Origin of the sequence: Halovenus salina (assembly GCF_026410925.1) — an archaeon.
Lineage (GTDB): Archaea > Halobacteriota > Halobacteria > Halobacteriales > Haloarculaceae > Halovenus > Halovenus salina.
The window spans coordinates 1160768-1186857 of record NZ_CP112972.1 but is presented as its reverse complement, the minus strand read 5'-3'; the positions used below and the strand labels follow the sequence as shown (position 1 = coordinate 1186857).

General features: G+C 59.8%; 27 protein-coding genes and 1 tRNA gene. 14 read left to right on the top strand and 14 right to left on the bottom strand.

Annotation, left to right across the window (positions count from 1 at the left end; all coding sequences use genetic code 11):
- Positions 1–74 precede the first annotated feature (74 nt).
- The 3 genes from OSC37_RS05970 to OSC37_RS05960 form a co-directional block, all read right to left on the bottom strand.
- Positions 75–986, bottom strand: coding sequence for a mechanosensitive ion channel family protein (locus OSC37_RS05970; protein WP_267163683.1), 912 nt, complete (start codon positions 984–986; stop codon positions 75–77).
- The gene (locus OSC37_RS05965; RefSeq protein WP_267163682.1) at positions 983–1231 is read right to left on the bottom strand and encodes a YhbY family RNA-binding protein; all 249 of its coding nucleotides are present in this window, start codon (positions 1229–1231) and stop codon (positions 983–985) included. The genes OSC37_RS05970 and OSC37_RS05965 overlap by 4 nt, the downstream gene beginning before the upstream one ends.
- 61 nt (positions 1232–1292) lie before the next feature.
- Complete coding sequence (locus OSC37_RS05960) at positions 1293–1568, bottom strand: ribonuclease P protein component 4 (protein ID WP_267163681.1); 276 nt, start codon at positions 1566–1568, stop codon at positions 1293–1295.
- 289 nt (positions 1569–1857) lie between these two features.
- Between OSC37_RS05960 and OSC37_RS05955 the strand changes: the two genes are divergently transcribed.
- On the top strand, positions 1858–3717 hold the full coding sequence (locus OSC37_RS05955; RefSeq protein WP_267163680.1) for a PKD domain-containing protein: 1860 nt from the start codon (positions 1858–1860) through the stop codon (positions 3715–3717).
- Between the two features lie 318 nt (positions 3718–4035).
- Here OSC37_RS05955 and OSC37_RS05950 read toward each other — a convergent pair whose 3' ends face one another.
- Positions 4036–5295, bottom strand: coding sequence for a hypothetical protein (locus OSC37_RS05950; protein WP_267163679.1), 1260 nt, complete (start codon positions 5293–5295; stop codon positions 4036–4038).
- A gap of 102 nt (positions 5296–5397) precedes the next feature.
- The gene (locus OSC37_RS05945; RefSeq protein ID WP_267163678.1) at positions 5398–5643 is read right to left on the bottom strand and encodes a DUF7573 domain-containing protein; all 246 of its coding nucleotides are present in this window, start codon (positions 5641–5643) and stop codon (positions 5398–5400) included.
- A gap of 100 nt (positions 5644–5743) precedes the next feature.
- Here OSC37_RS05945 and OSC37_RS05940 point away from each other — a divergent pair, with 100 nt between their 5' ends.
- The gene (locus tag OSC37_RS05940; RefSeq protein ID WP_267163677.1) at positions 5744–5950 is read left to right on the top strand and encodes a DUF8024 family protein; all 207 of its coding nucleotides are present in this window, start codon (positions 5744–5746) and stop codon (positions 5948–5950) included.
- On the opposite strand, the gene OSC37_RS05935 is transcribed toward OSC37_RS05940, so the two are convergent.
- The 5 genes from OSC37_RS05935 to OSC37_RS05915 form a co-directional block, all read right to left on the bottom strand.
- The gene (locus OSC37_RS05935) at positions 5916–6914 is read right to left on the bottom strand and encodes a 5,10-methylenetetrahydromethanopterin reductase (protein ID WP_267163676.1); all 999 of its coding nucleotides are present in this window, start codon (positions 6912–6914) and stop codon (positions 5916–5918) included. The two genes, OSC37_RS05940 and OSC37_RS05935, sit on opposite strands and share 35 nt — an antisense overlap.
- Positions 6901–7656 (bottom strand): coenzyme F420-0:L-glutamate ligase, encoded by a 756-nt coding sequence (locus OSC37_RS05930; RefSeq protein WP_267163675.1) that lies wholly within the window; start codon positions 7654–7656, stop codon positions 6901–6903. Before OSC37_RS05930 ends, OSC37_RS05935 begins: the two co-directional genes overlap by 14 nt.
- A 66-nt stretch (positions 7657–7722) precedes the next feature.
- Positions 7723–9660 carry an ABC transporter ATP-binding protein gene (locus tag OSC37_RS05925; protein ID WP_267163674.1) on the bottom strand — a complete coding sequence of 646 codons (1938 nt, stop codon included), beginning with the start codon at positions 9658–9660 and terminating at the stop codon, positions 7723–7725.
- A 301-nt stretch (positions 9661–9961) separates the two neighbouring features.
- On the bottom strand, positions 9962–10534 hold the full coding sequence (locus OSC37_RS05920; protein WP_267163673.1) for a peroxidase-related enzyme: 573 nt from the start codon (positions 10532–10534) through the stop codon (positions 9962–9964).
- A 43-nt stretch (positions 10535–10577) separates the two neighbouring features.
- Entirely contained in the window at positions 10578–11237 is a 660-nt protein-coding gene (locus OSC37_RS05915) for a metal-dependent hydrolase (RefSeq protein ID WP_267163672.1), read from the bottom strand.
- Between the two features lie 102 nt (positions 11238–11339).
- Here OSC37_RS05915 and OSC37_RS05910 point away from each other — a divergent pair, with 102 nt between their 5' ends.
- From OSC37_RS05910 to OSC37_RS05890, 5 genes are all read left to right on the top strand, one after another.
- The gene (locus OSC37_RS05910; RefSeq protein WP_267163671.1) at positions 11340–13274 is read left to right on the top strand and encodes a COG1361 family protein; all 1935 of its coding nucleotides are present in this window, start codon (positions 11340–11342) and stop codon (positions 13272–13274) included.
- Between the two features lie 2 nt (positions 13275–13276).
- Positions 13277–14053 (top strand): ABC transporter ATP-binding protein, encoded by a 777-nt coding sequence (locus OSC37_RS05905; RefSeq protein ID WP_267163670.1) that lies wholly within the window; start codon positions 13277–13279, stop codon positions 14051–14053.
- A complete protein-coding gene (locus OSC37_RS05900; RefSeq protein ID WP_267163669.1) occupies positions 14050–15219 on the top strand; it encodes an ABC transporter permease in 1170 nt (389 codons plus the stop codon). The genes OSC37_RS05905 and OSC37_RS05900 overlap by 4 nt, the downstream gene beginning before the upstream one ends.
- Positions 15220–15298: 79 nt before the next feature.
- Positions 15299–15856: a hypothetical protein gene (locus OSC37_RS05895; protein WP_267163668.1), complete on the top strand. Its 558-nt coding sequence runs from the start codon at positions 15299–15301 to the stop codon at positions 15854–15856.
- A gap of 55 nt (positions 15857–15911) precedes the next feature.
- Positions 15912–16220 carry a PRC-barrel domain-containing protein gene (locus OSC37_RS05890; protein WP_267163667.1) on the top strand — a complete coding sequence of 103 codons (309 nt, stop codon included), beginning with the start codon at positions 15912–15914 and terminating at the stop codon, positions 16218–16220.
- Here OSC37_RS05890 and OSC37_RS05885 read toward each other — a convergent pair.
- Both OSC37_RS05885 and OSC37_RS05880 read right to left on the bottom strand, forming a co-directional pair.
- Positions 16217–17671, bottom strand: a complete 1455-nt coding sequence (locus OSC37_RS05885; RefSeq protein WP_267163666.1) for a DHH family phosphoesterase — start codon at positions 17669–17671, stop codon at positions 16217–16219. The two genes, OSC37_RS05890 and OSC37_RS05885, sit on opposite strands and share 4 nt — an antisense overlap.
- Positions 17672–17785: 114 nt before the next feature.
- A complete protein-coding gene (locus tag OSC37_RS05880) occupies positions 17786–18547 on the bottom strand; it encodes a mechanosensitive ion channel family protein (protein WP_267163665.1) in 762 nt (253 codons plus the stop codon).
- 181 nt (positions 18548–18728) lie between these two features.
- Here OSC37_RS05880 and OSC37_RS05875 point away from each other — a divergent pair.
- Both OSC37_RS05875 and OSC37_RS05870 read left to right on the top strand, forming a co-directional pair.
- Positions 18729–18802, top strand: a tRNA-Lys gene (locus OSC37_RS05875).
- A gap of 482 nt (positions 18803–19284) precedes the next feature.
- Complete coding sequence (locus tag OSC37_RS05870) at positions 19285–20124, top strand: UbiA family prenyltransferase (RefSeq protein WP_382186814.1); 840 nt, start codon at positions 19285–19287, stop codon at positions 20122–20124.
- Here the strand turns inward: OSC37_RS05870 and OSC37_RS05865 are convergent.
- On the bottom strand, positions 20099–20536 hold the full coding sequence (locus OSC37_RS05865) for a GNAT family N-acetyltransferase (protein ID WP_267163663.1): 438 nt from the start codon (positions 20534–20536) through the stop codon (positions 20099–20101). The two genes, OSC37_RS05870 and OSC37_RS05865, sit on opposite strands and share 26 nt — an antisense overlap.
- Before the next feature lie 49 nt (positions 20537–20585).
- Positions 20586–21548, bottom strand: coding sequence for a transcriptional regulator (locus OSC37_RS05860; protein ID WP_267163662.1), 963 nt, complete (start codon positions 21546–21548; stop codon positions 20586–20588).
- Positions 21549–21754: 206 nt separating this feature from the next.
- On the opposite strand from OSC37_RS05860, the gene OSC37_RS05855 reads away from it, so the two are divergent.
- From OSC37_RS05855 to OSC37_RS05835, 5 genes are all read left to right on the top strand, one after another.
- A complete protein-coding gene (locus OSC37_RS05855) occupies positions 21755–22372 on the top strand; it encodes a hypothetical protein (protein WP_267163661.1) in 618 nt (205 codons plus the stop codon).
- Positions 22373–22414: 42 nt separating this feature from the next.
- Entirely contained in the window at positions 22415–23680 is a 1266-nt protein-coding gene (locus tag OSC37_RS05850) for a tRNA(Ile)(2)-agmatinylcytidine synthase (protein WP_267163660.1), read from the top strand.
- A 51-nt stretch (positions 23681–23731) separates the two neighbouring features.
- On the top strand, positions 23732–24736 hold the full coding sequence (locus OSC37_RS05845; RefSeq protein WP_267163659.1) for a glycosyltransferase family 4 protein: 1005 nt from the start codon (positions 23732–23734) through the stop codon (positions 24734–24736).
- 60 nt (positions 24737–24796) lie between these two features.
- On the top strand, positions 24797–25441 hold the full coding sequence (locus OSC37_RS05840) for a helix-turn-helix domain-containing protein (RefSeq protein WP_267163658.1): 645 nt from the start codon (positions 24797–24799) through the stop codon (positions 25439–25441).
- Positions 25442–25520: 79 nt separating this feature from the next.
- Positions 25521–26054 carry a hypothetical protein gene (locus OSC37_RS05835; RefSeq protein ID WP_267163657.1) on the top strand — a complete coding sequence of 178 codons (534 nt, stop codon included), beginning with the start codon at positions 25521–25523 and terminating at the stop codon, positions 26052–26054.
- The last annotated feature ends 36 nt before the right edge of the window (positions 26055–26090 follow it).

Below are 26090 nucleotides of genomic sequence, written 5' to 3'. Positions count from 1 at the left end.
TAATCTGTAGTTAACTGCGTGATTTCGATAACAGTAGTGCCAAAATGGCGAGTCCCTTGGCCCGGTAACTGTGATCAGTCGTCGGCTGTTTCGCCGAACGTACCAACGTTCGACAGGTCGAGCGTCCCGCCGATGGTGCGGTTCGGATAGGGGATGTTGATACCCTCTTCGTCGAATCGCTCTTTGACCGCCTGGACGTACTCGCCGCGCGTTGCGACGAAATCCGACCGACTCGGGTTTGCAATCCAAACTCGCGCCTGAAGAGCAACGTCCGAGTCGCCGAGTTCCACGAGTCTGACCGACGGTGCTGGCTCGTCTAGAATGTCATCGTGGTTCTCAGCTTCTTCGACGATAATCTCGGTTGCCGTGTCGATGTCGTCGTCGTAGCCGATTCCGAAGTCGAACTTGAGACGGAGCTGTTCGTTCGCGACGGGGTTTTTGATGACGTTGTCTGTGAGCTGTGAGTTTGGCACGGTCAACAGCTCGTTGTCGAATGTCCGTACCCGCGTCACACGAAGGCTGATATCCTCAACGACGCCGGCGTTGTCGTCCCATTCGATCCAGTCGCCGATACGGAACGGGCGGTCGGCAAAGATGAATATCCCAGAGACGAAGTTCTGTATGACGTTCTGCAGTGCAAACCCGATTGCAAGTGTCGCTGCGGCGGCAATCGTCGCAAGCGACCTGAGGAAGCTTCCGAACCCGGCCATCCCGAAGGCCACCGAAAGTGCGACGAACAGAATGACGAAGTTTATGAGCTTTTTCAGCGGCTTCTTGGCGTGGCTATCGAGCCCTCGGGCGTTCATCATCCGGCCTGCCACCGGCGTGATGAGTGTTCGGCCGAGGTAAAACAGGACCACCAGCACGCCGAAAAAAACGACAGCCTGTGCAATCGTCGCCGCCCACGGGACATTCGCATCGTCGAGGAGGTCAGCAACGGGGGTCGTAGCTGCAATCCCGTCGGCGAGGACAGCCAGCCCACTCATCGCTCTATCACTGCCGTGTGGCCACGGGTCTCGACGGCTGTCGCGTTGACGCGGTCGGCCAGATCGGCCGCGAGTGCGTCTGTGTCAGTCCCTCCGCGTGCCGAGCGGTGGAACTTCACTTTCACGTATCGTCTGTCCTCCAGCTGTGTCTCCAACTCGTCGACGACGGACTCGACGCCGTTCTTGCCAACCCAGACTGTCACGTCGAGTGTATGCATCTTCTCTCGGCGTTTGTCGGAACTCATTGATGAACGTATTCCGGGCTATTGCCCTTTATACTTGGGCAAACTCCCTGGCAGAATCCACCTACTCGTACGGATACCGGTCGTGTTCGCCACAGTCACAGGTGATGACAACGTGTCCGTCCTGTAGCCTGACTTGGACATTCGCTCCCGGCACCAGCGCCAGGTCACAGCGGTCACAGGTAAACCGGAGGAACTGACGAGGGAGGCGTAGCCGGTTTCGCTCGGCGAGGCGTCGCGCTCGACGGACATAGCGGCGAGCACGGTCGTCGTGTCCCTCGCGGACGGCATCCCGTGCCAGTTTGTGTAACCGCTCGATTCGCTCCGCTGCGATGCTCACTGGGTATCCGTTGCCCTGTTTCTCACCTATAGCTTCCGTTCTCCCTGTTGACCCTGCAAGCAGCCGCGCCACGGGCCGTCACTTCCGGCTCAACACTGGACCTCGCCATCGAGCAGTACGGTGCTGCAACCTATGTTAGAAAATAATCATAACGATAACAATCAGTAGCCAGGACCATCATTACCAGGCGGCTGCTCATCGAGTGCTGGTATTGCTTTCCGAATCTGATTTTAAAATACAAAATACAACCTCGTATTTATATAACAACACAGGACAACAAGCCGTACCGATGCGACCGCAACGACGCATCAACACGGTAGTGGTAGGGGGAAGCGTCGCTCTCGTAGTCCTCTTTGCTATGGGGGTGGGCGCTGGAACAACTGCTGGCGGGTTCGGGCCATTGGCTGATGCCGGCCTCGACCAGACCGTCACCGAGGGGGAGACGGTGTATCTCGACGCAGGGGGTTCGACTGCGCCAGAGGGAACAATCGACTCCTACGAGTGGCAGATAGAGACACCGGGCGGGTCGACAGTCGAACCCGCGTGTTCCACCTGTATGCAGACATCATTCGATGCCAACGAAGTTGGGGAGTATGCGGTCTCAGTCACCGTCACTGACGACCAGGGACGGACTGATACGGACACGCTGTATGTGACAGTCGAGCCGTACGACCCACCAGAGGTCACCGTCGACGGGCCATCAACCGTCACTGCGGGCACCCAGCGGACGGTTTCTGTCTCAGCCAATGCGACTGAGGAGCCGCTTGCCTCGGTCCTCTGGCACCACGAGGGATCCCCTCACACGAGCGAACGGCTCTCGGCGGACTGGTCGGCGACCAATCAGACGACAGTCACGTTCGCCGAGCCTGGCGTTCACGAAATCAACGCGACTGTCGTCGACGAGAAGGGGTATCAGTCAAGCGACGGTATCACCGTCCGTGTCGTCCCGCCGGAGCCGTATCTAGCTGTGAGCATCACCGATATCAATACCTCCGTTGAGGCAGGGGAGACAGTCGTCGCTACGACACGAGTCGAGAACGTCGGCGAGGCGACGGCAACACAGTTGGTTTCGCTTACCCGAAACGGGACGACCGTCGACAGCGGGCGCGTCTCGGCCCCTCCTGGCTCGAAGCAGACACTCCGACTCGCCTGGAACACCGCCGGGGACGACGACGGTACGTATTCTTTTGTCGCACACACAGCCAACGAAACTGACACCCGATACGTGACTGTCAAAGACAGCGAGAACGACGGCGGCGCTTCGTCGGGTGGCGGTAGTAGTGACGGCGGAAGTGATGGAGGCAGCAGTAACGGGGGCAGTGGCAGCAACGGTGACAACGGAGCGCCTGGTAACGGTGGCGGTGGTGGTAGTATCGGTGACGGCGGTATCGGCGGTTCCGGCGGTGATGGTGGGGCGGACGCGATGGAGGGCGACCTCGACGCAGAAATCGTCGAAACCGAGGGCGGTGACAGAGAAGCTGTTCTGAAGGTTGTGCCACCGGAGGATGTCGACCACGATCCAGTCGAGATAGAACCCGCGAACCACGACGTGACGTTCGTGGCAGAGGATGGCACTGAGTATAATATCGACGGGAGCGACGATATTCCAGATGCAGTCCTCGGTGCAGAGGGGGGCACAATCAAGGCAGACCTCAACGAGGACGTAGAACTCGGCAACGGAAACTTCGGCGTTGACGAAACCCGAGACGTGAGCGACGACGTGACAGTCCCAGAAGACGAGCAACATTTAGACCCGGACGGTGGTTCTGATGCTGGTGGCGGGACGGATAATTCGGCTGATTCTGGTGGGTCTGATTCAGTCGATACGAACCCTGGCGTGGTTGGTCCGGGAAGCGGTCTCGACGATATTGGCTCTGACACTGATTTCGGGTCCGAACCTGCGCCAGAGCCAGACCCGCAGCCGGACCCGGACCCACAGCCGGACACCGGAGTTGACACAGACCCGACGAGCAATACCGGCTTGGTTGGTCCCTCCGGTGACCCCGTGTTTGGACCTGGCCCAGATTCCGAACCAGATAGAGGCGACGATGATAGTGGTGGTACCGACACGGGCGGTTCGGGTATCGGAGTGGACCCCGGCGGAATCGGCCCAATCGGTCCTGGTCCAATTGGTGTCATTCGTGTTTAGTTAAGAGCATAACTGCAATACAGCAACGGCATTAGACAGCAGAAATTGGCCTTCTATTCACCACTCACAGCGGTGATATCAATCCCTTCAGCTTCCGATCTCCAATAACGCTCTAAGAAGTCAAAATATTGTTATGAACTGTGATCTGCGCTACTTGCGTAATGAAGAAATTGTATCGCTGTCCTGCGAACTCTTAATAAAGACGAATGCAATCGGTGTCTTCTAACGGCGGTTAGGTCTGTTTCTATCTATCCGTCCAGCAGTAAGCGAGGCGTCTCTTCTCGTGGCGGTCGAAGAGCAGACTGTCGAGCCGAGCAGTTAGTCTTTCTCGTCTTCGTATGGGGGATAGTCGTCTGGATCAACCTCTATGTCCTCGTCACCGTGGTTGTAAAAGTCGATGACGTGGATGCTCGGATTATTTCCTGCGTATGCGTCAAACGAGCCGATGTTGACTCCAAGCCGCTCGCGTGCCTGATAACGGAGGATGTGTCCCGTGTCCTTATCAACGTAGATGCGGGCTTGGCTCTTGTTCCGAATGTAGTAAGTTCCACCAGCCCGTTCGGAGTGGCCCCAGTGTTCAATGTTGAACACGAGGACTTCTTCGCCTTTGATTTCCTCGGGTGTCGACCAGTTTTTAAGACGGAGGTGTTTCGGGACGGACGACTCGTTCAACGTCTGGGTGTTGACGTATTCCAGCGTGAGGTTGTCCATCTGGAAGATGCCGTCAATGACAGGCCTGAACGAGGGGCGGTGGTTTGGGTGTACCGGGAAGCCTCGCTCATCAACAGGCTTAGTCCAATTTCCATTGAGCTTCCGATAATTTAGGTCGCCACTAATATTAGTTGCTGTCTCAGGAACAAGGTCGTCATCCCAAAAGACCCAGTTCAGGTTCCAGATGTACTCCCAGTCACCCTCATCGTATGTACCGTTCCCGGCGAGCTGGTATTTGTCTTCGCGCAGGTCGTCGAGTTCGCTGTCTTTGAGTTCGAGCGTAGTGTCGTTTATGAACGAGTAGGGAATGTATCGCCACTGCCACTGGAACTTGTCGGTACTGTTGAACTCGGGGACGGTCGTGATGTTGAGGCTATCGACTTGGCCGGGGTCGAAGTGGGCGGTGACGGTCGGCATCTCGTAGTAGCCGACTTCGGGGATGACGACCGTGTAGTTCGTGCCGGGGTCGAGGTCAGTCATCGTATGCTTTGCGTCGCCGTCGAAGCGGAACTCCCGAACGAGGTCGTCACTCTCGTCGTAGACCTCGGCTTTTCCTTCAATCATGTACATGCTTTCGTTCCAGGCGAGCGTGGTGAGAGCGACCGACTGGGGGTACTCGGTCGACGCCGCAACGTCTTCGGTGTCGTACTCTGGCGTTGGCGTCGCCGTGGGTGTCGGTGTCTCTGTGGGTGTCGGCGTGGGCGTTGCAGTCGGGGTCGCTGCCGGTGTCGGCGTTGCTGTTGGTGTCGCCGGTGTGACTTCTGTCGATGTGCTCTCTGGTGTGCCGGTTTCGCTTCCGGACAGCCCGGCACAGCCTGCAAGTACAACCAATGCAATCAGGACAATCACTCGGCCTCCTCGCAGCATACACCCGCGGAATACCCGGACCTCAGTATAAAAATATTCGCTTGTACTGCGAAAGAATGAACACCTCGAACAGCCATTGTCGGGTGCCGGAACCGGACTACTCTACCAGTCCTTGCAGTCCTGGCAGACGAATTCACCGTCGTCGCGCCACAGGCGTTCTGTTGGCTTTCCACACTGCTGACAGTCAGTCTTGGATGGAGTCAGCTCGGAAGTCGGTGCTGCGGGCTCGATATCATCGGCTGATGGACTCTCGTCTGCTGTGGGTTCGCTACTGTGCTCGCTGTCGTTTCCGCCTGCTGATTCCTCACCGTAGCCGTCGACGAACTCATCCAGTGAGGTGTCGTCCATATTGATGTTCGTCGCTACGCGCCCTTAGCGATGCTGGTCGACGTCTGGCTCTTGTTCGGGTATCAGAACGAACAAATACCGCCCGTCCGAATATGTATGTATGAGTGCAATCTCTAAGCTTATCGATAGCATCATCGACATGCCCGGAGAGTTCGCTGACGTCGCGGCCCAAGGCCCCGCCGAAGGGCTCCTGCTCGCGTTTGGCGCGCTTTTCGTCGTCGTTCCGTCGCTCGCACTCGGATACCTCGCACTCGGTGCCGGAATCGACCTCCTCACCCCGAGCAAGATAGAGATTCAACATCCATAACGGAGAGCGCCTCGCCGATATCTGGACCGACCGGTGACCCGATAACGACGCTGTCTGCAGTTTCCAACAGTTCATCAAGTCGACTCGCTACGGTTTCGGGGCCGCCAGCGATACAGAACGCATTGAGCATCTGGTCGCTGACGGTTTCGAAGGCTGTGGTGAACTCGCCCGACGAGATTGCCTCCTGAATCTTGCCCGCTCGTTCCTTGTCGATGTTGTGTCGTGCAAGCACAGGCGGCGGCGCGCCGGCTGCGATAAACGCAGTAGGAGGGCGGGCTGCCTCCCGGGCAGCCCCCGCGTCGGCGGCGACACTAACACTCGCGTACGCGGCGAAATCGAACTCCGAGACGCGGTCGGGTCCCCCTGCCGTCTCCTCGGTGCGCTTTGAGCGTCCCTCTTCGATACGGTCGGCCGCCCATTCGATGTCACGTGGATGCGAGCCGTTGAACAGAACGCCGTCAGCGTATTTCGCCGCCATCCGCGTCATGTGTGGGCCCTGTGCGCCGACGTAGACAGGAATTTCACTCGGTGTGTAGTTCAGCCCTGCATCGGCAGCGGTGAATGTGCCGTCGTGGTTGACACGGTCGCCGTCCCAGAGCTGTCGAGACACTCGGAGGGTTTCGAGCACGCGTCGAAGCGCGTTGTCGTGATCAAATCCGAGGTTTTTCAGCGTCGAGCGGTCGCCGGCGCCTACCCCGAAGATGCCGCGGCCGTCGGCCAGTTCGTCGAGTGTCGCCATCCGAGACGCCAGTGACGCCGGATGCGTCTCGTATGGGTTTGTGATGCCCGGACCGAGGCGCAGTTCATCGGTCGCGTTGGCGATAGCACCCAGTGCGGTAAATTCGTCGCGATTGTTGTAATGATGACTGCAGAATACGGTATCGAACCCGCTGTCCGCGGCGGTCGTCGCGTACTCGACCAGGTCTGGGACAGGCTCCTCCGGTGTTAGCTCAATTCCCAGCATACGACCACTCCTTGAGTGCCGCTCTGATAATGTCGTCATCTTCCTCGCGGAACAGATTATCGCTCCCGTCGAAGTCACCGAACTCCCAGTCGCTGATTACTGCGACGGGCGTGCCACCGGCACCCTCGCCGGTGACGAGGTTTGCGGACGCGGATAGTTCGTCGACAACAGCCTGGACGGTAACTCCCATCTCTCGACCGTCGCGGTCGAGCCGCCCCCGCCAGTCTCTGGCTGCCGGCATCCCAGCCCAGCCGAGCGCGACACCCCGCTGGCCGTACCGGAACGGCCGGCCAGACGTATCGGTCACGATAACCGGAACCCCGAGCGCATCGTGCAGGCGCTTGGCGCTTGCCGTCGGATCTTCCGGTAACAACAGCAAATCCGAGTCCGGCACGTTCGACCGGTCAATGCCCGCGTTGACGGTAATGTGTCCGAACCGCGTCACAGCAAGCAGGAACGGTGCTTCCAGCAGTAACTCCTCGCTCTCTTCGAGGACTGCCTGTGCAAACCGGGGGTCCTTTGTTTCTCCGGCAATGCCGCCGATTGTCTCTGCAATCGCCTCGGCGCGGTCGCCAGCCGGGAAGTCGGCCAAGTCGGCCTGCCTGCCCTCGGCCTTCGAGACAATGGTACTCGCAACACAGACGATATCGTCGGGACCGAGTTCGATTTCTCGTTCGAGGAGCGTGGCAATGTCGTCGCCGGGCTCGATCTCCGGCAACCCCTCCACGGCGAAGACGTTCATGACTCTCTTTGGGGGAGCGACTCTCAAAAGGTGATTGGTCGGGTCGGAATCCGCCGCTGCCGACAGTCAGTCGTCGTCGTCAGTTTCGGCCTCGACGCGGGCCTGGCGGCGCTGGGCGCGCTCGATAAACTCTTGGGGTAACTCGTCGATTTCGCCCGCCTGAACGCCCCAGAGGTGGGCGTACAGTCCGTCGTTTTCGAGTAGTTCGCTGTGGTTCCCGCGCTCGACCACTTCTCCGCCTTCGAGGACGAGAATCTGGTCTGCGTCCTTGATGGTCGAGAGGCGGTGGGCAATCGAAAACGTCGTCCGGTCTGCAGTCAGCTTGTCCAGCGAACGCTGGATGAGCATCTCTGTCTCGGTGTCGACATCGCTCGTGGCCTCGTCGAGGATGAGGATATCCGGGTCCTTCAGGATGGCTCGTGCGATAGAAATCCGCTGGCGTTGGCCGCCAGAGAGCTTGACGCCGCGCTCGCCGACCTCGGTGTCGTAACCGTCGGGGAGATTTTTGATGAACTCGTGTGCCTCGGCCATCTTTGCTGCCTCGATGACTTCCTCGCGTGTAGCGTCGAACGAGCCGTAGGTGAGGTTCTCCTCGATTGTCCCGTAGAATAGGAACGTATCCTGACTGACGTACCCCATCGACTGGCGGAGACTCTGAATCGTTACGCCGCGCACGTCGGTCCCGTCGATTCGGACTGCCCCCTCGTCGACATCGTAGAGGCGAAGGAGCAGCTTGAGAACCGTCGATTTGCCTGCACCGGTCGGACCGACGAGTGCGAGCGTCTCGCCCGGTTCGACCTCGAAGTCGATGTCCTCAACGATGGTCTCTTCGTCGTCGTAGCCGAAGGTCACCTCGTCGTACTCGACGCGACCTTCGTCGACCTCCAGGTCTGGCGCGTCCTCCATCTCGGAGACGCGATAGGGCTCGTCCATCAGACCGAAGATTCGCGCTGAGGAGGCGCGTGCGCGCTGGTACATGTTGATAATCTGCCCGAACTGGGCCATCGGCCAGATGAACCGCTGGGTGAGCAGGATGAACGTGACGAACTCACCGGCTGAGAGCGTCCCCGAGAAAAACAGCGGGGCACCGCCCTCGACGACCCAGAGCCCGCCGACGAGGAACGTGACGACGAACCCAAGTCCCGCCAGTATTCGGAGCCCAGGGAAGAACTTGATCCGCGTCTCGATTGCGTCCCAGTTGGCATCGAAGTAGTTCTGACTCACGTCGTCGACGCGGTCGGACTCGTACTCCTCTGTGTTCGAGGACTTAATGACCTTGATGCCGCCGAGGTTGTTTTCTAGGCGGGAGTTCACCTTGCCGACAGTCGAGCGGACCTCGGCGTATTTGGGCTGGATGATCTTGATGAACATGTAGGTGAACCCGGCGATAAGTGGCACTGGAAGCAGAGCGATAAGTGCCAGCTGGAAGTTGTAGTAAAACAGGATTGCGGCGATGCCGACCACCATCACGCTCAGCCGGAACATCGAGTTCATCCCATCGTTGAGGAACCGTTCGAGACGGTTCACGTCGTTCGAGAGGATGGACATCATCTCGCCGGTCTGCTTGTCGGCGAAAAAGTCCATGTTCAGCCGCTGCATCTTGTCGTAGGTGTTGGTCCGGATGTCGTGTTGGATGTTCTGTGCGAAGGAGTTGAACCCCCAGTTTCGGACCCAGTGAAACGAAGCACCGAGGAAAAAGGCACCACCAATTAGCCCGACCGTCAGCAGTAACTGTCCCTCCTGTGTCCCCGGGATGACACTGTCTGGAACAAACCAGATCGATGTGAATTCCTTGTCCTTTCGGATGATTGCATCGAGTGCAAAGCCGAGGAGAATCGGCGGAACCAGATCGAGCAATCGGGCGAAGATGCTCGCGAATATTCCAACCGAAACCGGAAACCTGTAATCGCTTCCATATTCGCGGAACAACCGCTTCATCGGGTTCTCGACGCTCTCACGTTGTTCCTCGAATGGGTCGTCTTCATCCCAGTCTACGCTACTCATTATCACGTGTGAGTTGCTTCACGGTTAAAAGGCTTTCCGAGCAACGGCACTCGTTATCAAATGCATAGACAGTACAGAAAATCTATACTTTGCCGGTGGGAGTTGCGACGACGTGGGTTCCAAAAGAAAAAATAAATCCGAATTTTAGACTTAGGGTCCGACTGATGGCTTTACTCTGTGTCTAGGCTATTTGCTTCTCGTCCGTTTGCATATTAATAACAAGAGTAACATAAATTAATTTCTGTAGAAGTAGTTATTTTTATTATTTTTACACTTCCCGGAGAACGTGTCGGCAGCTAGGCTACTGGTCGCGTCCCATCTCGTAGAACTCCTCGTTCGGCCGCCAGTCGGCGAAGTGGGCCATCCGGTTCGAGAGATTAAAGAGCGATGTCAGGCTGGCGATGTCCCAGATCTCCTCCATCGAGAACCCGTACTCACGGAGGCGTTCGATGTCGTCGTCGCCGACCTCGGTGGGTGTCTTGGTGAGTTTGATTGCAACGTCACACACCGCCTTGTGCTGGTCGCTGATGTTTGCCGTTCGGTGGTTCGTCGCCAGCTGTTCGGCAAGGTGTGGGTCCTCGGCGTAGATGCGGGCCAGCGCGCCGTGTGCGACCACACAGTACAGGCAGTCGTTGGCTCCGCTGACGGCGACGATTATCATCTCTATCTCCTCCCGGGAGAGTGATGAGTCGTCGACGATAGCGTCGTAGTAATCGAAGAATGCCTTAGCCTGTTTCGGCTTGTATCCGTAGGCGACGAACACGTTCGGAACGAACCCGGCTCGCTCGCGTTCGTGGTCGATTCGCTCCTGTAGGTCCTCGGGGAGTTCTTCGACATCTGGTACCGGGAACCGCGTCATGGCTGGTTCTGACATGGCTACAACACCGGCCGCCGACACAATAATCGTTCCTGTCGAGCTATTTGTCGGTGCCTGTCTCTCCATCGAGGGTCAGCCGCGTCGCCGTGACGAATGTTCCAGTGACAAACAGGAGCAATTCCCAGGTGGCTCCGATGACAGGGAAGACGCGTTCGGGGTCCTCCTCGGACTCGGTCGGCTCACCGGGGTCGACGCCTGTGGTGATGTCGACGTCGTCGGTGCTGCCGACTGCCTCGGGAGTCGGGGGGCCGCCGTCGCCGCCGAATTCGATGAACGTCTGGACGAGGCCACGCTGGTCCGAGAGCTCAATTTTCCCGTCGAGCGTGTAGAACTGGTCGTGGAGTGGCCAGAGGAGGTTGACCACGCCATCGGTCATATCGAGCAGGACACCAGTGACGGCATAACAAAAGAGCGTGACCCAGGCCACCCGGAGTCCCCACGCACCCCAGCGGTCGAGGATGTACGACTCGTCGCGGAGGAAGACATCGACGGCGACAGCTCCCGTCCCGAGCAGTGGCACCAGCAGATTGTGAAGAATTGCTCGGTGGCCGAACCCGGTTACCAGTGGGATGAATGAGTCGAAGTCGATGAGAGCAACAGCCACGAGAACGACCAGAAGCGAGCGCTTGTCAAAGTATCCGCCGAGGAGTCCGGTCGCCACCAGGCCAGCAAACGCCATGTGGACGATAGTCGACGGCACAGCCACACATTGCCGGGATTCAAAATGAATCTTCCGGCCCTGTGTTTCTCTTGGCGAAACGCCGTGTCCGGCTTTTTACTTACAGATAGACTATGACGGGTCATGGTCCGCCCACAGCGCCCGCAGATTCTCGGTATCTTGCTCGCAGTTCTCTGTGTTGCCGGTGCCCTCTCGCTCGCTGGAGTTGGCTCGGCCGGTGCAACAGAGAGTCCAGAAGACAATATCAACGTCACCGTTACCACCAGCGAAGACTCTGTGTGGGTCAACGAGACGGTCGACGTGACGGTGACAATCGAAAGCACCGGCGACCAGCGATACGATGTAAACGAAATCACACTCGTCGACGAGGACGGCGAGACAGTCGCCGAAAAGGAGTCATTCGGTGTGACGGTAAACGGCGGCGAGGAGGAGACATTCCGTCTCAGAGATGTCAAAATCGACGAGCCAGGAGCGATAGACCTCCGCGCGGTTGCTTCGGTAGAATACCGGCTCAAACAGTCTGACATCACCGTCGTCGAATCGGTCACAGTCACCGCCACGGACCCGGAACCGGTAGTTGACCTGACCGCAGAGCGAGCAGTCGGTGGCTCCGAACGGACACTGTCACTTGGTGTTGGGAACCCACATAACGGCTCTCTCAACCGAGTGAGTGCGTCACTCCGGGCACCTGACGGAACGGATGTGAGACTCGTCGATTCAACCGGCACGGAAGCGTCTATTGCGCCTTCAGAGACGCGTGACATTGAGTTCGTGGCTCGTGGCGGGTCGACAGGAACCCAGGAGTTCGTGCTCTCGATGGCTTTCGAGACGCCCGACGGAGAGTACTGGGAGGTAACGCGGTCAGTTACCGCAGAGTTCCTAGAACCGGCCGGCTTGAGGGCACCCGTTGTCGACCTGGCTGAAAAACGCGTCGTCGGTGGCTCCGAGCGGACACTTTCGCTATCTGTCGGGAATCCGAACAACGTCTCTCTTAGCCGTGTCGATGCGTCGCTTTCGACACCTGGTGAGGCTGATTTCACCCTTGCTGACGCGGGTGACACAGTAACGGAAATCGACCCTTCGGAAACGCGCACGATTGAGTTCACCGCTCAGGGGGGCTCAGCAGGAACGAAAGAACTCACCCTCTCGCTCGGGTTCGAACTCTCAGATGGAAACTACCGTGAAATAACGCGTCAGCTCACGGTGGAGTTCCGCGAGCCAAGCGAGACTGCAGAAGTCGACATCGCTGAGGCGAGTGTATCTGCCACCCCGAACGGCGTCAGAATCAACGGGTCGCTGTTCACCGCGGGGGACCTCAGCGTCCGAGATGTCAGAATAACGGCGGCCGACGCCGAGGGAGTTGAACCCGCACGACCGGAGCCACAGTCGTATATCAGTTCACTCAGCGGAGATGGAACCGGCTCGTTCGAACTTACGACTGCCTTAGCCGACGACAGGGAGCGGATTCCGCTGTCGGTACAGTACCGAACAGATGGCGTTGAGCGAACGACGACCGTCGAGGTTCCATACTCCGGCCCTCGGAGCGTTCCTCCCGTCCAGTTGAGCAGCGTCGATGTCTCCGGTAGTGGGACGGTGAGCATCACCGGCGAGGTAGCGAACACCCGGGGCAACCCTGTCGCCGGTGTCACGGTCAGCGTCGTCGACGCCGAGGGCGTCTCGCCTGGAACGTCTGGTGAGTTCTTTGCAGGGTCGATAGAGGGCGGGCAGTTTACGCCGCTCGAGCGAATTACCGCCGAGGTTACCGGAAACAGAAACACCATTCCGATAGAGTTGAGCTACAGCTTCCGTGGAACACAGTACAGCACAGTCGTCGAGGTCGACTACGACAACCCAAACGCCTCGACCGGCGGCGGTAGCGACGACGGGTCCGCGGGGTCTGGCGGGCAAGCCAGTGACGCCTCACTCCCCGAGTTCGACCCCGGTTCCGGCGGTGACAGTGGCGGTGGGTCCGCTCTCGGTGGGCTCCCGATGCTCGTCGGTGGTGTGTTGGTCGTGGTAAGCCTGCTCATCGGTGCTGTGGTCTACAGACGCCGCTAGCGATGCTCGTCACAGCAGAGAACGTCACGAAGCAGTTCACAGGTGGGGCCGATACTGTCCAGGCACTCGAGACAGTCGACCTCGCTATCGAGGCCGGTGAGTTTGTCGCAGTCGTCGGTCCAAGTGGGAGCGGTAAGTCGACGCTGTTGAACCTGCTCGGACTGCTCGATACGCCGACATCAGGAACGGTCACGCTCAACGGAACCGACGTCGAGAGCTACAGCGACCGTGAACGAACGAGCGTCCGTCAAGATACAATTGGGTTTGTCTTCCAGAGCTACGGACTCATTCCGACACTCACGGCGCTTGAGAACGTTGCAGTTCCCCGGATGCTCGAACCGAACCCGTCGGCGACTGAAGAGCGTGCGGCAGAACTACTGGAAGCCGTTGGTCTCGGTGACCGCCTCGACCACTATCCGGACGAACTCTCGGGCGGGCAGAAACAGCGCGTCGCAATCGGCCGGGCGCTGGTCAACGAGCCCGACCTGATTCTGGCCGACGAGCCGACTGGAAACCTCGACCGGGGGACCGGTGAGCGCGTGCTCTCGACGCTGTTAGAGAGCACCGACGAAGATGTCACAGTCGTTGCGGTTACTCACGACGAGTACGTCGCCGGGTTCAGCGACCGGGTGCTCAACTTGGTCGACGGGACACTCCAGCCTGCGGATGAAGAAGCGATGGCCCCTGGCCCGGACGCGTCCGGGACCGCCGTGGCACAGGCCGGTGACAGCGGTCCCCGAGACAAAGCGGGCGACGACGTGGGAGGTGAGGGGCAGTGAGCCTGCTCCGACGATATTTCCCACGGACGTATCTCGCTCGTCGGAACCTTCTCAGGGCCCGGACACGGACGATTCTCGCAATTCTGACCGTCGCAATCGGTGTCGTCGCCGTCGGCGGACTCGGTATCTTCGGACTCGCTTTCGAGGCAGACCAGCAGGCGACACTCGGCGACATTGGAAACGAGGTCCGGGTCGAGGCGCCACAACAGTTCTTCTCTGAAGATGACCCACCAGAACTCGATGAACGCCGCCTGGAGCGAGTTCGAGAGATTGCCGGCGATGCGGAGATGACTGTCATCCGCGAGTCCGAGCGGAACTTCGGTGGTGGTGGCGAAATCACCCTCCCTACATTCGCGTTGGGGGTAACAAATCCAAAGCCTACGTACAACGTCGTCCAGGGAGAGATACCGGACGACTGGAACAGCGGCGCGGCTATCGACCAACGGACCGCAGAGTTCGAGGAACTCTCGATTGGGGACCCCGTCACAGTCAACGGTCGTCTCCAGCGTGTCACGGCCATCATCGAGCAGCCACAGGGATTCTCGGCAATCGAAAGCACCAACGGTGCCGCCCTCTTGCCGATGGATTTGGTCGAGCCAGGTGAGCAGCCGTATCGTGGTGTGATTATCTACGCCGACAACGCCGTTGAGGCCGACGACATCGCCAGCGACCTCGAAGCAGAACTGAACGGACCGCTTCGCGAGGACCAGGACCAGTTCACAGTAGAGAGTACCGAAGAGGAGGCAGAGACCGTCGAACAGCAGTTCACGTCGACCAACCGGTTCCTCCTCGCCGTGGGGAGTGTCTCGCTGCTCATCGCGGCTATCAGCATCACCAACGTCCAGTTGATGAGCGCCCGCGAGCGACGGACCGAAATCGGCGTGCTCCGTGCAGTCGGCTACGGCCGGCTCGATATTCTTGCGATTATGCTTCTTGAGGCGCTGTTTATGGGTCTCGTTGCCGCTGTCGTTGGTGTTGGTCTCACACTCGGTGCCGGAGCAGTCATCAACGATGTCTTGCTCGGTGACCCGACCGCGTTCCAGCCGGACACGGTACAGTATCTGGTCGGTTCGTTTGCCTTCGGAGTCGGCATCTGTGTCCTCGCCGGCATTGTTCCGGCCTGGATAGCGTCCCGCGAGCGTCCGGCAGAGGCACTCAGTGGTTGACAGCACAACGCCACCGGCACTCTCTCAACGCCAGAAACACTGCGAAACGGCTATTGATTTTTATATAATATACTCTTGTATGAATCGCCGCCAATTCATCACCGGATGTGGTCTTGCAGTGACGACGGCGACAGCCGGCTGTCTCGACTCGGTCCCCGTTGTCGGCAGTGATGGTCCCAGTGCCGACACCCCACAGGGAGTCGTCGAGATGTACCTCAACCTCCAGGAAACGCTGTACGACGACCCCGAGAGCGCGCAAGAACAGCTGTCCGAAATCAGACACAGCCAGGCTCCACAGCAACAACAGGGAAACGGCGGCGGGAGTTTCGGACAGAACGGCGACCTGACCGTCACGATCAACGGTATCAACACTCGTACCAGAGACCTCTCGGCCCAGCAGATGCAGGCGCTAGCGACGACAGAGTTCGCTGACCGGCCGCTTCTCGACTCCAGTGCAATCGAAACGCTGGCGTCCCAGGAGACGGCTCTTGTTGACGCCTCCTACGATACCGATGCAGAGCTCGAAATCGAGGGAGAAACCCGTGAGTTCCAGAACACGAACAAACAACGATTCCTTGTGGCTACCGAAGAAGACGAGTGGGGAATCGTCATCCAGACACTGACTGGCACGCAGTAGTGCCCTGGTTCTGACGAGCACAAGAATTTAGACACCGCCCTACGAGAGAAGACGTATGGAAAACGACTCGGTGCCACAAGAGATTACGACACTCGTCGGCCGGGAAGTGTACACGAACAGCGGTGTCTTCCTCGGCGAGATTGAGGATCTCCGTCTCGAATTGAACGAACAGCAGGTGACTGGGCTCGCGCTCCACGAGCTAAACGAGGAGCTGTTCGCACAGGAGGCTGCAAGCGCCCGCGGCGTCATCGTTCCCTACCGATGGGTTCAGGCTGTCGGTGATATCGTCATCGTGAACGACCTCGCCGAACGCGTCCAGCAGGCCAAAGTCGAGGACGAAGACGAGGAAGAAGTCAGAGCCTAGCTCCCGTTCCCATTGCTGCTCTCGACACCCATCGCCTCGAACAGTTTCTTTTTCACCGCCTCCTCAGTCAACTCCAGCAACGTCTCGCGGTTGTCGTCGCTGACCTCGATACCCGTGAAAATACCGAGCGGTATCTCTGCGCTGGCGTCCGTCGAGTGGCCGGCCACGTCGGCGATATCTTCGAAGGCGTCTTCGAGCACTTTCCCGATGTCCATCCGGATGTCCTTCGAGCGGGCCGCCAGATAGATCACATCGTCCGCGATGGCGAACACCGCTGTCGTGGTGATTCCTTCGAGGTTGAGCAGGTGTTGTGCGGCCTGAGAAAGGGCATCCCGGTCGCGGATGAACCCCGCGTTCGAGACGAGATGGGACCCCTCCACCTCGCGGCTGCGGATTGCCTCGGCGAGCACGTCGAGTGTCTCTGCCGACATGGAGGGCGATTCGACCTGTTCGAGCGTGTCGTGGTCAGCGAAGGGGTAAAGATACGCCGCCGCGGTGAGGTCTGCCGGCGTTGTGTCCCGCTTGAAATCGAGTGTCTCCGCACGGATGCCGTACAGCAACGCGGTCGCGACAGCCTGGTCGAGTGTCAGGTCGAGCTCCTGGATGTACTTCGTGAGGACTGTCGACGTTGAGGAGACGTTCGGACGGATGTCGGTAAAGGTCGACTCGTGGTCGTGGTCGTGTTCGTAGTGGTCGATGATGATGTCGGCGCCGGCTTCCTCCTCTGGCTCGCCGGCTTTGGCGTGGTCGACCAGTGCAATCGTGTCGTAGTCGTCCTCGTCCGTGTCCTCGACGGCGACGAGTTCGATACCCAACAGGTTGACGAACGCGCGGTTCTCTTGGTGGCCGATCTCGCCGTCGTAGATGATATCGGCCTCGATGTCACGACTCTCGGCGATGGTCTTCAGCGCGGCAGCACTGGCAATCGAGTCCGGGTCCGGACTCCGGTGGATGCGTATTGCCATCTTGTTCTCCGTATCGTCGATGACTTCGGTGAGCTGGCGAGCTCTGTACTCCAGCTCGCCGCTTTCGAGCGCCCGCAGCGCAGAGTCGGCGATGACCGTCGAGGGATTGATGACGACATCTGCGCCCGCCTCCGTCAGCTCGTCGCCAGAGACAGGGTCCGAAGCTCGGGCGATAATGAACTTCTCGTCGCCCCGCTCACGGATGTTCTCGATTGCTTCGACGTTTGCCTCGACATCCGAAGACAGGATGAGAACGACATCACGGTCGGCGATCTCCGCCGCCACCTCCTCGCTCTGGATTTCCCCTTGGCGCGCGTCAAGATCCTGGTCGCGCAATGCCTCGACTCGCCCTTCGTCGTGGTCGATGATGAGGAGGTCTTTCCCCTCGGCGACAAGTTCGTCCGCGACGACATGCCCGACGCTCCCACATCCCAAAATTGCGTAGGTCGACATCGAGGCCATCGTGAGGCCGGTTCCTGTGCTCATTGTTCTATATCTCGCTCAGCAGACTGATGTAAGTTACGAGGCAGGTTCTACAGCGCATAGCCGCTATTCAGAGACCGTGTTCATGTCGTTCGAGTGGTCAGACACACTGGTCGGTCAGTCCATGTTCTCCTCGTAGTAGTCTTTGGCTGCCAGTCCACCGGCCACACCGAGTGCCACTGCGATGGCGAACGTGAGACCGACACCGATTGTCGACGTGATTCCCTCGGTGATAAGGTACACAATCTCCAGTTCGAAACCGAACATCTCCAGGCCGATAATCAATACAATGGCATACAGAACGCCACGCACTAGGCTGGTAATCCAAACGCCGTACTCGCTTTGTTCGGCCAACTCCGAGCCGGCCGTCCGACGCGCCGCGTAATCAGCGAACACCAAGCCGATAATGAGAACGGCTGCTCCGGCGAGAAAGCTCGGCGCATAGTCGACCAACCCTTCGATCCACTGACTGAGTTCCGGGATTCCGAGCCGGTCGGCGGCCAGAAATGCCGCGAACAGGATGATATAGTACTTGACTGCGGCCCCGGTTGCGTTTGCAATCGGACCGTACCGTGGTCCAGGAGCGCGCCCTGCCGTCCCCTGACCTTGCGGTGCTCCGCTCGGATTTGTGCCGCCGTCACTCCGTGGCTTTTGAATGGTTTCCCCGACCCACGTTCCTTGGAGTCTCTCGTCGACACCGAACCGGCCCACTAACCCCGTAACGAACGGACCGAGTCGTGTCGCAATCGTGTACCCGACTGCCAGAAACGCTAGGGCCACGACAACCTCTGGGAGATAGTTGACTAGCTCTTTCAGCGATTCGTCGATAGTGTCACTGAGCGTATCGCCAACGCTCTTGTCGCCCGATTGTGTTGCCACAGCTTCTGTACCTACCGTTGAAAGGATCTCTTTCACTCCCCCAAACATGTCAGTTTCAAACATGCATCAACTGAGGCGGAGCCGGCCATGATAAATATTGTGAATAAATATCAAAATATACATATTTTCTGTCCCGGGAAAGAAACGTATATTAGTCACGTACAATAAACCACTATTGTCTGGGCCGGTAGCTCAGTTTGGCAGAGCGACGGACTCTTAATCCGTCGGTCGCGTGTTCAAATCGCGCCCGGCCCGTGCAACGAACCGCCGAGTGGCAACGAGGGGGTGAGTGAACTGGCAGGCACGATTTGAATCGCAGGGAGGTCGCGCGCAACGAAGTGAGCACGTCCGACCGTGTGTTCAAATCGCGCCCGGCCCGTTTTGCGAGGAACAGACGTGACGAGCTAACGGTCTACGCGGGATTTAAACGCAGGGAACACGCAGCGCGAGCGGTGCGAGGTCGGAGCGAAGCGAAGATCTCGAATGCGAGCGGTGAAACCGCGAGCAGCGAGCGACCGTGTGAGTGAGTGTTCAAATCGCGCCCGGCCCGTGCAACGAACCGCCGAGCATTGCGTGGCGCGAACGGAGTAAGCGCCACGAGCAACGGATATCTCTGGTTTTGACTGCGGAGTCGGACACTTTTGTAGGTTCACTTCATAGCCCCGCGTGAGGGCTCGGCTATCTCGGCACCACTGAGGACAGCAGGACGACGGGTCAGGGAGACAGTCGTTCCAGTGCTGACTGCGAGTATTCGCGTTATCGTCCACTCGAACGTTCTCATCTCGCTGTCGGCGACGAGCCTCGCGGTGTCGACAGTGCTGTTGGCAGACCTCTCGATAGAGCCAGTCCCGCTGTTTATCGTTTTCTCAGTGACGATGTTCGTCTACTCGTACAACCGCATCGCCGATTTCGCGGAAGACAGCAAGAACATCCCCGAACGCGCCTCGTTCGTCAGCCGGTACGGTAGATCACTGCTGGGGGTTGGTATCGTCCTCTATGGCCTGGCGACGGCACTCGCCGTCTTGCGCGGGATTCCTGCTGCGCCGGCGATGGGCATCCCGCTTGCTGTTGCTGTGCTGTACTCTGGTGTCGGGCTGAAGAGAGTCCTCCTCGTGAAGAACCTACTGGTCGGACTCTCATGGGGGCTTATCCCGGTGGGTATTGGCATCTACTACGGCGAGCTGTGGACGACGGACGTGCTGTTCGTGGCGGCGTTCAGCACAGTGATGCTCACGATTGCGGCCGCGGTCTTCGACATCAAAGACATTGAGGGCGACAGCGCAGCCGGTATCGACACGCTCCCCGTGCTGTACGGGCCCGGGGTGACACGCCGTCTCGCCGTCGGCGCAACCGCCGTCGTCGCGCTGCTGGTCCTTGTGCTCGTCTGGGCCGGCGTTCTCGAACCGGTGTACCTGCTCTTTGAGGCGTTTCTCGCGTATGTCGCCGGCTACAGCTTGTTCGCCACGGCCGACCGTGGGCCGCTGTTCTATGGCTTTGTAATCGACGGCGAGCATATCTTTCTCGCCGTGTTGTTGCTACTCGCCACGGGAGTCAGTCGAGGCGTTTTCGCATTTTGACATGCGAGATGCCAGCCTCGTCGAAAACGTCACTCGTGCGCTCGTAGCCACGCTTCTCGTAGAACGTCTCGACAGCGGTCTGTGCGTGTAACAGAATCTGCGAACAGCTACGATCGCGGGCGTCTGCTTCGAGTGCGTCCATCAACAGCCGGCCGATGCCGTGCTCGCGGTAGGGCTTCCTGACGGCCACGCGCTCGATTTTGGCCACGCCGTTGTCGGGTGTCCGGAGCCGTGCGGTGCCGACCGGGTAGTCATCCTCGTATGCAACAACGTGTGCCGATTGCTCGTCTCTTCCGTCCCACTCCTCGTCTGCCGAGACGTTCTGCTCGTCGACGAACACGTCCCGCCGAACGTCGAAGGCGTCTGAGAGGTCGCTGTCACCAGCGAGCCGGTGAATATCGTACTCGCTCATCGGCAGTGGCTTCTGGCTCGGTGATGCTGTGTGTTTCGGCCGCCGTCGGTCAGGCGGGTTCCTCCTCGACACGGTCGAGGATGAGATTCCGGAAGTCGTCGGGCTCTTTGAGGTCCTCAATCTCGCCGCGCTCGACGATAGCCGTTCCCTCGACAGCTTCGCGGCGCGCGCTCTCGACGACGTACACCGATTGCGTGCGGGTGACTCGGCCCACCGAGGACATGATGCGGGCGCGTTTCTCGGCTGTTTTCGTGAACTCGGAGTGGCCCGTGAGCACCTGCTGTTGTTCGCCCTCGTCTTCGCTGACGGTCTTGAACGGCGCGCGGTCGGTCGGATGCACCTCGTAGCCGACGCGGGTGAGTACCGTCACGATACCCTCGTCGTCGGGGTCGACCCCGGGACCCTCTGGCGGCTCGTCTTGGTCCTTGACCGACTCTTCCTCGTCGAGGACTGACACCGGGGCGGTGAGTGGTTCGTCGAACAGGTCTTCGAGTTCTGCGGCCACTTCGACGCTCGCGTCCATGCCGCCCTCGTATTTCGAGACGGTCCGACGGGAGACGCCGAGCTCTTTGGCCAGTCGCCCGAGCGACCAGTCCCGGTCTTCCCTGGCGTCTCGCAAGACATCGCTGTCGATGTTGACGTAGAGGCCACCCGGCGCGGCATAGACCAGCGGCGGCACACCCTCGACAAACAGATCCATCGCGGTGTCGGGCGAGAGCACCGGGACGCCGTGTCTGAAATACACCACGCCGGACTCCAGCTCCTCGTCGCGGGTCCGGAGTCCGAAGACAATTGGCGTCGCGTTCAGGTACGTCCCGAGGCGACGCATCTCTGCTCCTGTTGCAGCGTCGAAGGCGTCGATGTTGCCCAGAATCTTCACCAGCAGTACGTCCTCGCCCCGACGAGCAGCCACGTCGAAGCTCTTGGGCCGGATTGCACAGCGGTCGCTGACGAGAAAGCCAGCGTCCTCGAGCATCGCTGTGATGTTTCCGACCAGTGCAGATCTGGACATAGCGTTTCTGTGGCAACTAGATAGTCGGGCCATATATAAATTGTGCCGCCCGCGGGTTCGCTGTCGCCCGATTTTTCGGCGCTGTGGGTGTTAATCCCTCTCGATGTGGTCTGTGTCTGTAGTGGCAGTGTAGCGTTGCCAGCGTGATTCAAACCGCCCTTTGACTCTATGGCGGTGACTTATACTAAGCCAACCTACCGACGAGTATGCGACGCAGACGATTCATTGGTGCCGCCGGAAGTGCGATGCTGGCGGCTGTGGCAGGGTGTATCTCCGGTAACGACGACGACCCATCGACCGGCTCCGAGGACGACGAGACACCGACCGACGAGACGCCCGATAACAGCGACCCGTTCGCAGAGGCGTCCTGTCCGAGCTTCAGCGACAGCGCCGACCGGACGGTCTGTGCACACGAAGATCACGAGGCCGACGTGTATCCGACGCTCTCCGAGCAGGTGTTCGCGCCGACGACCGGCGACGACAGCGTCGAAACGCTCCAGATACAGCTCCACAACGAGAGCGACAGTAACCTCGGGCTCAACCCCCACGAGTGGGCACTCAAACGACAGACAGACGACGGCTGGGAACACGTCGCCCCCGAGGAGTACATCGAACCGTGGTACACCGTCGAATCCGGCGAGGTCTACACCTGGCTGTTGAGCGTGGAAACACATCCCTCTCCGAGCGACGACCGGACCCTCTCGGTCGTCGAAGACCTCGACGCTGGGACCTACGCATTCCAGATTACTGGTGTTCTGGACACCGAATCCGACGACGGAACCAGAATCGAGTGTATTGGGCTGTTCGAGATCGAGCGAGAGTGATGTCTCGAAAGCGGTTAGTTCGACTCGCCGTTAGTGGCGGGCGTGACGGTCATTGGCCTCGACGACACCGACTCCCGAACGCTCGGGATGTGTACGACTTACGTCGCCGCCAGGCTCGCCGATCGCCTCGCAGAGGAGGGTCACGTCGAGCGGACGCTGCTGGTCAGGCTGAACCCAGCGGTCGAACACAAGACGCGAGGAAACGCCGCACTCGGGATTCACTGCGACGTGACACCCGAGCGCGCGCTCGAACTCGGTAAAGCGGCACTCCAGCGGGCTGCCATCGAAGACGAGCAGACCAATCCCGGCCTGGTCGTCGCTGACTGCCCGCCCGAAGCAGTGCCGGAATCAGTTGGCCAGTTCGCCGCCGACGCGGTCCAGCAGAAACACGAGCGGGACACCGCCAGAAAGCTGGCCGACGACGCGGGATTCGCGGTTGCAGTCGAGGGGAACGGCCGCGGCGTCATCGGGGCGTTGGCGGCTGTCGGCGCGTGGACGGCTTTCGAGGAGTGGACCTACGAGTGTATCTCCTACAGGGAGCCACCGCGGTGGGGAACCGAACGCGAGGTCGACGCCGAGTCGCTGTTTGCCGCCGCAGACACGGGCTATCCGACCGTCTGGGACACCGTCGACCGCGAGGAAGACGAGTTAGTTTGTGTCCCGCGGACGCCCTGCCCGATTCTCCACGGGATTCGCGGCGACGACCCCGACGCAGTCAGGGATGTGGCCGACACCATCGAGAGCGAACTCGTCGACCGGCAACAGGTGTTTCTCACGAACCAGGGGACCGACGCACATCTCCAGGACGGAACGGTGGCGACCGTCTCGGACGGTGGAGCCTACCGGCTGACTGCCGAGGTTGTCGCCGCACCCGAGACACGACAGGGAGGACACGTCTTCCTCACCGTTGGCGACCCGGACGTCGCTCGTCTCGACGTTGCGGCATTCGAGCCGACCAAACGGTTTCGCGACCACGTCCGTAATCTCCGAGTTGGCGACCGAATCACGGTCTGTGGCGAGGTGAGCAACGGCACCCTCAAACTCGAGAAGTTTGCAGTCCGTGAACTCGTCGAGACGGAACTGGTCACGCCGGACTGTCCAGACTGTGGCAATTCGATGAAGTCTGCCGGCCGGAACGCCGGCTACCGCTGTCGTGCGTGTTCGACGAGTGCAGACGGGAAAGTGTCGCGCCCGCTCGACCGCGACCTCGACGTTGGCTGGTACGAGGTCCCCCCGTGTGCGCGCCGACACATCGCAAAGCCACTCGTCCGCGGTGGCTTCGACGCGCCGACACATCCCGAGTGGTAGCCTGCCAGCGTTTCCGGAGATTCAAGTCTCCCCCGGCCATCGAGCCGACACATGCGTGTCAGCCACTACTTCGAGTGGGAGTCTCATATCACGGGTGGGCATGCACAGTCCGTGGAAAACCAGCGGACGATTCTCGACCGGAAGGGAATCAAGTACACGACTGAGCCCACCCTCGACGCCGACGTTCTCCATCTCAACAATATGGGGCCACGCTCGCTGTACTACGCGAAACGGGCCCAACGTGCTGCCGTGCCCGTCGTGGTCCACGGCCACCAGACCGCCGAGGACCTCAAGGAGAGCTTCCGGTTTTTCACTGCACTCTCGAAGCCGGCACGCCCGTATCTCTCGTATGCGTACTCGCTTGCCGACCACATCGTCTGTCCGACCGACCACAACCGACGCGTCCTCGAAACGTACACCGACGTACCCAAAACCGTCATCAGCAACGGCTTCGACCCCGAGAAAATCGACGGCCACGACGACGACGCGCTCCGACAGGAGTATCTCGACCGGTACGACCTCGACCCGCCGGTCGTCTTCATGGTCGGCCACGTCATCGAGCGGAAGGGACTGCGCTCGTTTGTCGAGACGGCCCGCCGGATGCCCGACATCGATTTCGTGTGGTTTGGCTATCTCAACCCCGGCGGCGGCACCGTCGACAGATTGCTCCGCAGCCGGATGACGACGAAACTCGTCGAGTCTGCCCCCGAGAACTGCACGTTCACCGGCTACGTCGAGGACATCACGGGAGCGTTCGCCGCTGGCGACATCCTCTTCTGGCCGTCGAAAAACGAGAACGAGGGAATGGCACTGTTGGAGGCGATGGCCGCCGGCAAGCCGCCTGTCATCCGCGACATCGAGACCTACGAGTGGCTCGACGACGGGGCCCACTGTCTCAAGGCCGACGAGACCTTCGTCGAACCGCTCCGGCGGCTGATCGACAGCCCCTACGAGCGGGACCGACTCGGCGACGCCGCCGGCGAGAAATCCGAGGAGTTCACCATCGACGCCATCGCCGACGATATCGAGACGCTGTACCAGCGTGTCACTGAGTGAGGCGCTGGTTGTCGTCGCTGTTGGGGAAATGGTTTTTTAATCGCACCCGAAAAGACGGACATGCTCACACAGTTCCGATACGACGCGACGGTTCTCGGTCCGACACTGCGCAGCGATTTCGACGCGCAGTTACGAGCGACTCGGACCAACGTCGGCCGCGACCACGTCCAGCGAACCAATTTCGCTGTCAGGACCGAAGACGCCGCGCGGTTCGAGGACACGCTCGACTGGGACACCACCGTATCGGCCTGGCGTAAGGTCCACAAGGGGCCAGAGCGGTTGACTTACCACGTCCAATACGAACGCGAGATTCTGGAGACACTAGGCTATCTTGCCGCACTCGACCGCGGCGGCGAATTTCTCCATGCGCGCACGGAGTCCGACAACTGGGTTGTCCGGATGCTGTTTCCGGACCGACAGCAGTTCGGCGAGTTTGTCGACGACTGTCGTGACTACGGGCTCGCACTCGACATCGAACGTATGAGTGCTGGGGAGTTCACGCCGAACACGCCCGAGCACAGTCTCACCGACAAACAACGGGAGGCGCTTTTGACCGCCCACTCGATGGGATACTTTGCGGTCCCACAGGAGACATCAGTCCAGGAAATCAGCGACGAACTGGGGCTCTCTGCAGCAGCCGTGTCTGGCCGTCTCCATCGCGGTCTAGCCAGGCTGGTCGACACACTGTCAGACGACGCCCCGTAACCGGCTGGTACTGCCGTGTCTTGAACATGTGAAATACTTCGGGCCAAGAGCCAATCGTCGCCCACCCGTTCAGACGGGTATGTCGGATACCAAGGTACACGTAGAACACGTTGAAGCATTTCTCGAATCGTTCGGCAAGGTCTCGCCGGTGTTTCAGCGGAAGGCGTCGTCTCATTTCGAAGACAACGGCATCGACCCGTACGGCGACAAAGAGTGGGTTAGTCAGGACGCAGTCAGGAGTGCGGTCGCCGCACTGGCAGAGGATGCCGGGTCGGCGACGATGTTGGAAGCTGGCAAGTCGGTCGGCGAAGGCATCCCGGCCGAGGCAAGCGAGCCGACTGCCGTTCTCCAGACGCTCAACGAGACACACAAAGCAGCCTTCCGGGACTCTCAGGAGGACTTGCCGGCCGGCGAGTTCCGGTGGTCCGAAGACGGCGGCTCACTCCGTGTCAGCGCGACCACAAACTGGCCGTACGGCGACTCGTTCCCGCACGGAAGCGAGTTCACGAGCGGGATACTGAGTGCTGTGTTGAGCACTGCGAGACCCTCTCCGGAGATAACCGAAGTCAGCGCGGACAGCGGTGAAGCAATCGCTTTCGAGGCCGACCTGTAGGCCTTTTCACCGGGCCGTTGGTCGCTGACAACCCAA

Bases quoted from the DNA above. Each gene is read 5' to 3' on its own strand.
- OSC37_RS05970 (WP_267163683.1), bottom strand. From the start codon at position 986: ATGAGTGGGCTGGCTGTCCTCGCCGACGGGATTGCAGCTACGACCCCC.
- OSC37_RS05965 (WP_267163682.1), bottom strand. From the start codon at position 1,231: ATGAGTTCCGACAAACGCCGAGAGAAGATGCATACACTCGACGTGACA.
- OSC37_RS05955 (WP_267163680.1), top strand. From the start codon at position 1,858: ATGCGACCGCAACGACGCATCAACACGGTAGTGGTAGGGGGAAGCGTC.
- OSC37_RS05950 (WP_267163679.1), bottom strand. From the start codon at position 5,295: ATGCTGCGAGGAGGCCGAGTGATTGTCCTGATTGCATTGGTTGTACTT.
- OSC37_RS05945 (WP_267163678.1), bottom strand. From the start codon at position 5,643: ATGGACGACACCTCACTGGATGAGTTCGTCGACGGCTACGGTGAGGAA.
- OSC37_RS05940 (WP_267163677.1), top strand. From the start codon at position 5,744: ATGAGTGCAATCTCTAAGCTTATCGATAGCATCATCGACATGCCCGGA.
- OSC37_RS05935 (WP_267163676.1), bottom strand. From the start codon at position 6,914: ATGCTGGGAATTGAGCTAACACCGGAGGAGCCTGTCCCAGACCTGGTC.
- OSC37_RS05930 (WP_267163675.1), bottom strand. From the start codon at position 7,656: ATGAACGTCTTCGCCGTGGAGGGGTTGCCGGAGATCGAGCCCGGCGAC.
- OSC37_RS05925 (WP_267163674.1), bottom strand. From the start codon at position 9,660: ATGAGTAGCGTAGACTGGGATGAAGACGACCCATTCGAGGAACAACGT.
- OSC37_RS05920 (WP_267163673.1), bottom strand. From the start codon at position 10,534: ATGTCAGAACCAGCCATGACGCGGTTCCCGGTACCAGATGTCGAAGAA.
- OSC37_RS05910 (WP_267163671.1), top strand. From the start codon at position 11,340: ATGGTCCGCCCACAGCGCCCGCAGATTCTCGGTATCTTGCTCGCAGTT.
- OSC37_RS05905 (WP_267163670.1), top strand. From the start codon at position 13,277: ATGCTCGTCACAGCAGAGAACGTCACGAAGCAGTTCACAGGTGGGGCC.
- OSC37_RS05895 (WP_267163668.1), top strand. From the start codon at position 15,299: ATGAATCGCCGCCAATTCATCACCGGATGTGGTCTTGCAGTGACGACG.
- OSC37_RS05890 (WP_267163667.1), top strand. From the start codon at position 15,912: ATGGAAAACGACTCGGTGCCACAAGAGATTACGACACTCGTCGGCCGG.
- OSC37_RS05885 (WP_267163666.1), bottom strand. From the start codon at position 17,671: ATGAGCACAGGAACCGGCCTCACGATGGCCTCGATGTCGACCTACGCA.
- OSC37_RS05865 (WP_267163663.1), bottom strand. From the start codon at position 20,536: ATGAGCGAGTACGATATTCACCGGCTCGCTGGTGACAGCGACCTCTCA.
- OSC37_RS05860 (WP_267163662.1), bottom strand. From the start codon at position 21,548: ATGTCCAGATCTGCACTGGTCGGAAACATCACAGCGATGCTCGAGGAC.
- OSC37_RS05855 (WP_267163661.1), top strand. From the start codon at position 21,755: ATGCGACGCAGACGATTCATTGGTGCCGCCGGAAGTGCGATGCTGGCG.
- OSC37_RS05845 (WP_267163659.1), top strand. From the start codon at position 23,732: ATGCGTGTCAGCCACTACTTCGAGTGGGAGTCTCATATCACGGGTGGG.
- OSC37_RS05840 (WP_267163658.1), top strand. From the start codon at position 24,797: ATGCTCACACAGTTCCGATACGACGCGACGGTTCTCGGTCCGACACTG.
- OSC37_RS05835 (WP_267163657.1), top strand. From the start codon at position 25,521: ATGTCGGATACCAAGGTACACGTAGAACACGTTGAAGCATTTCTCGAA.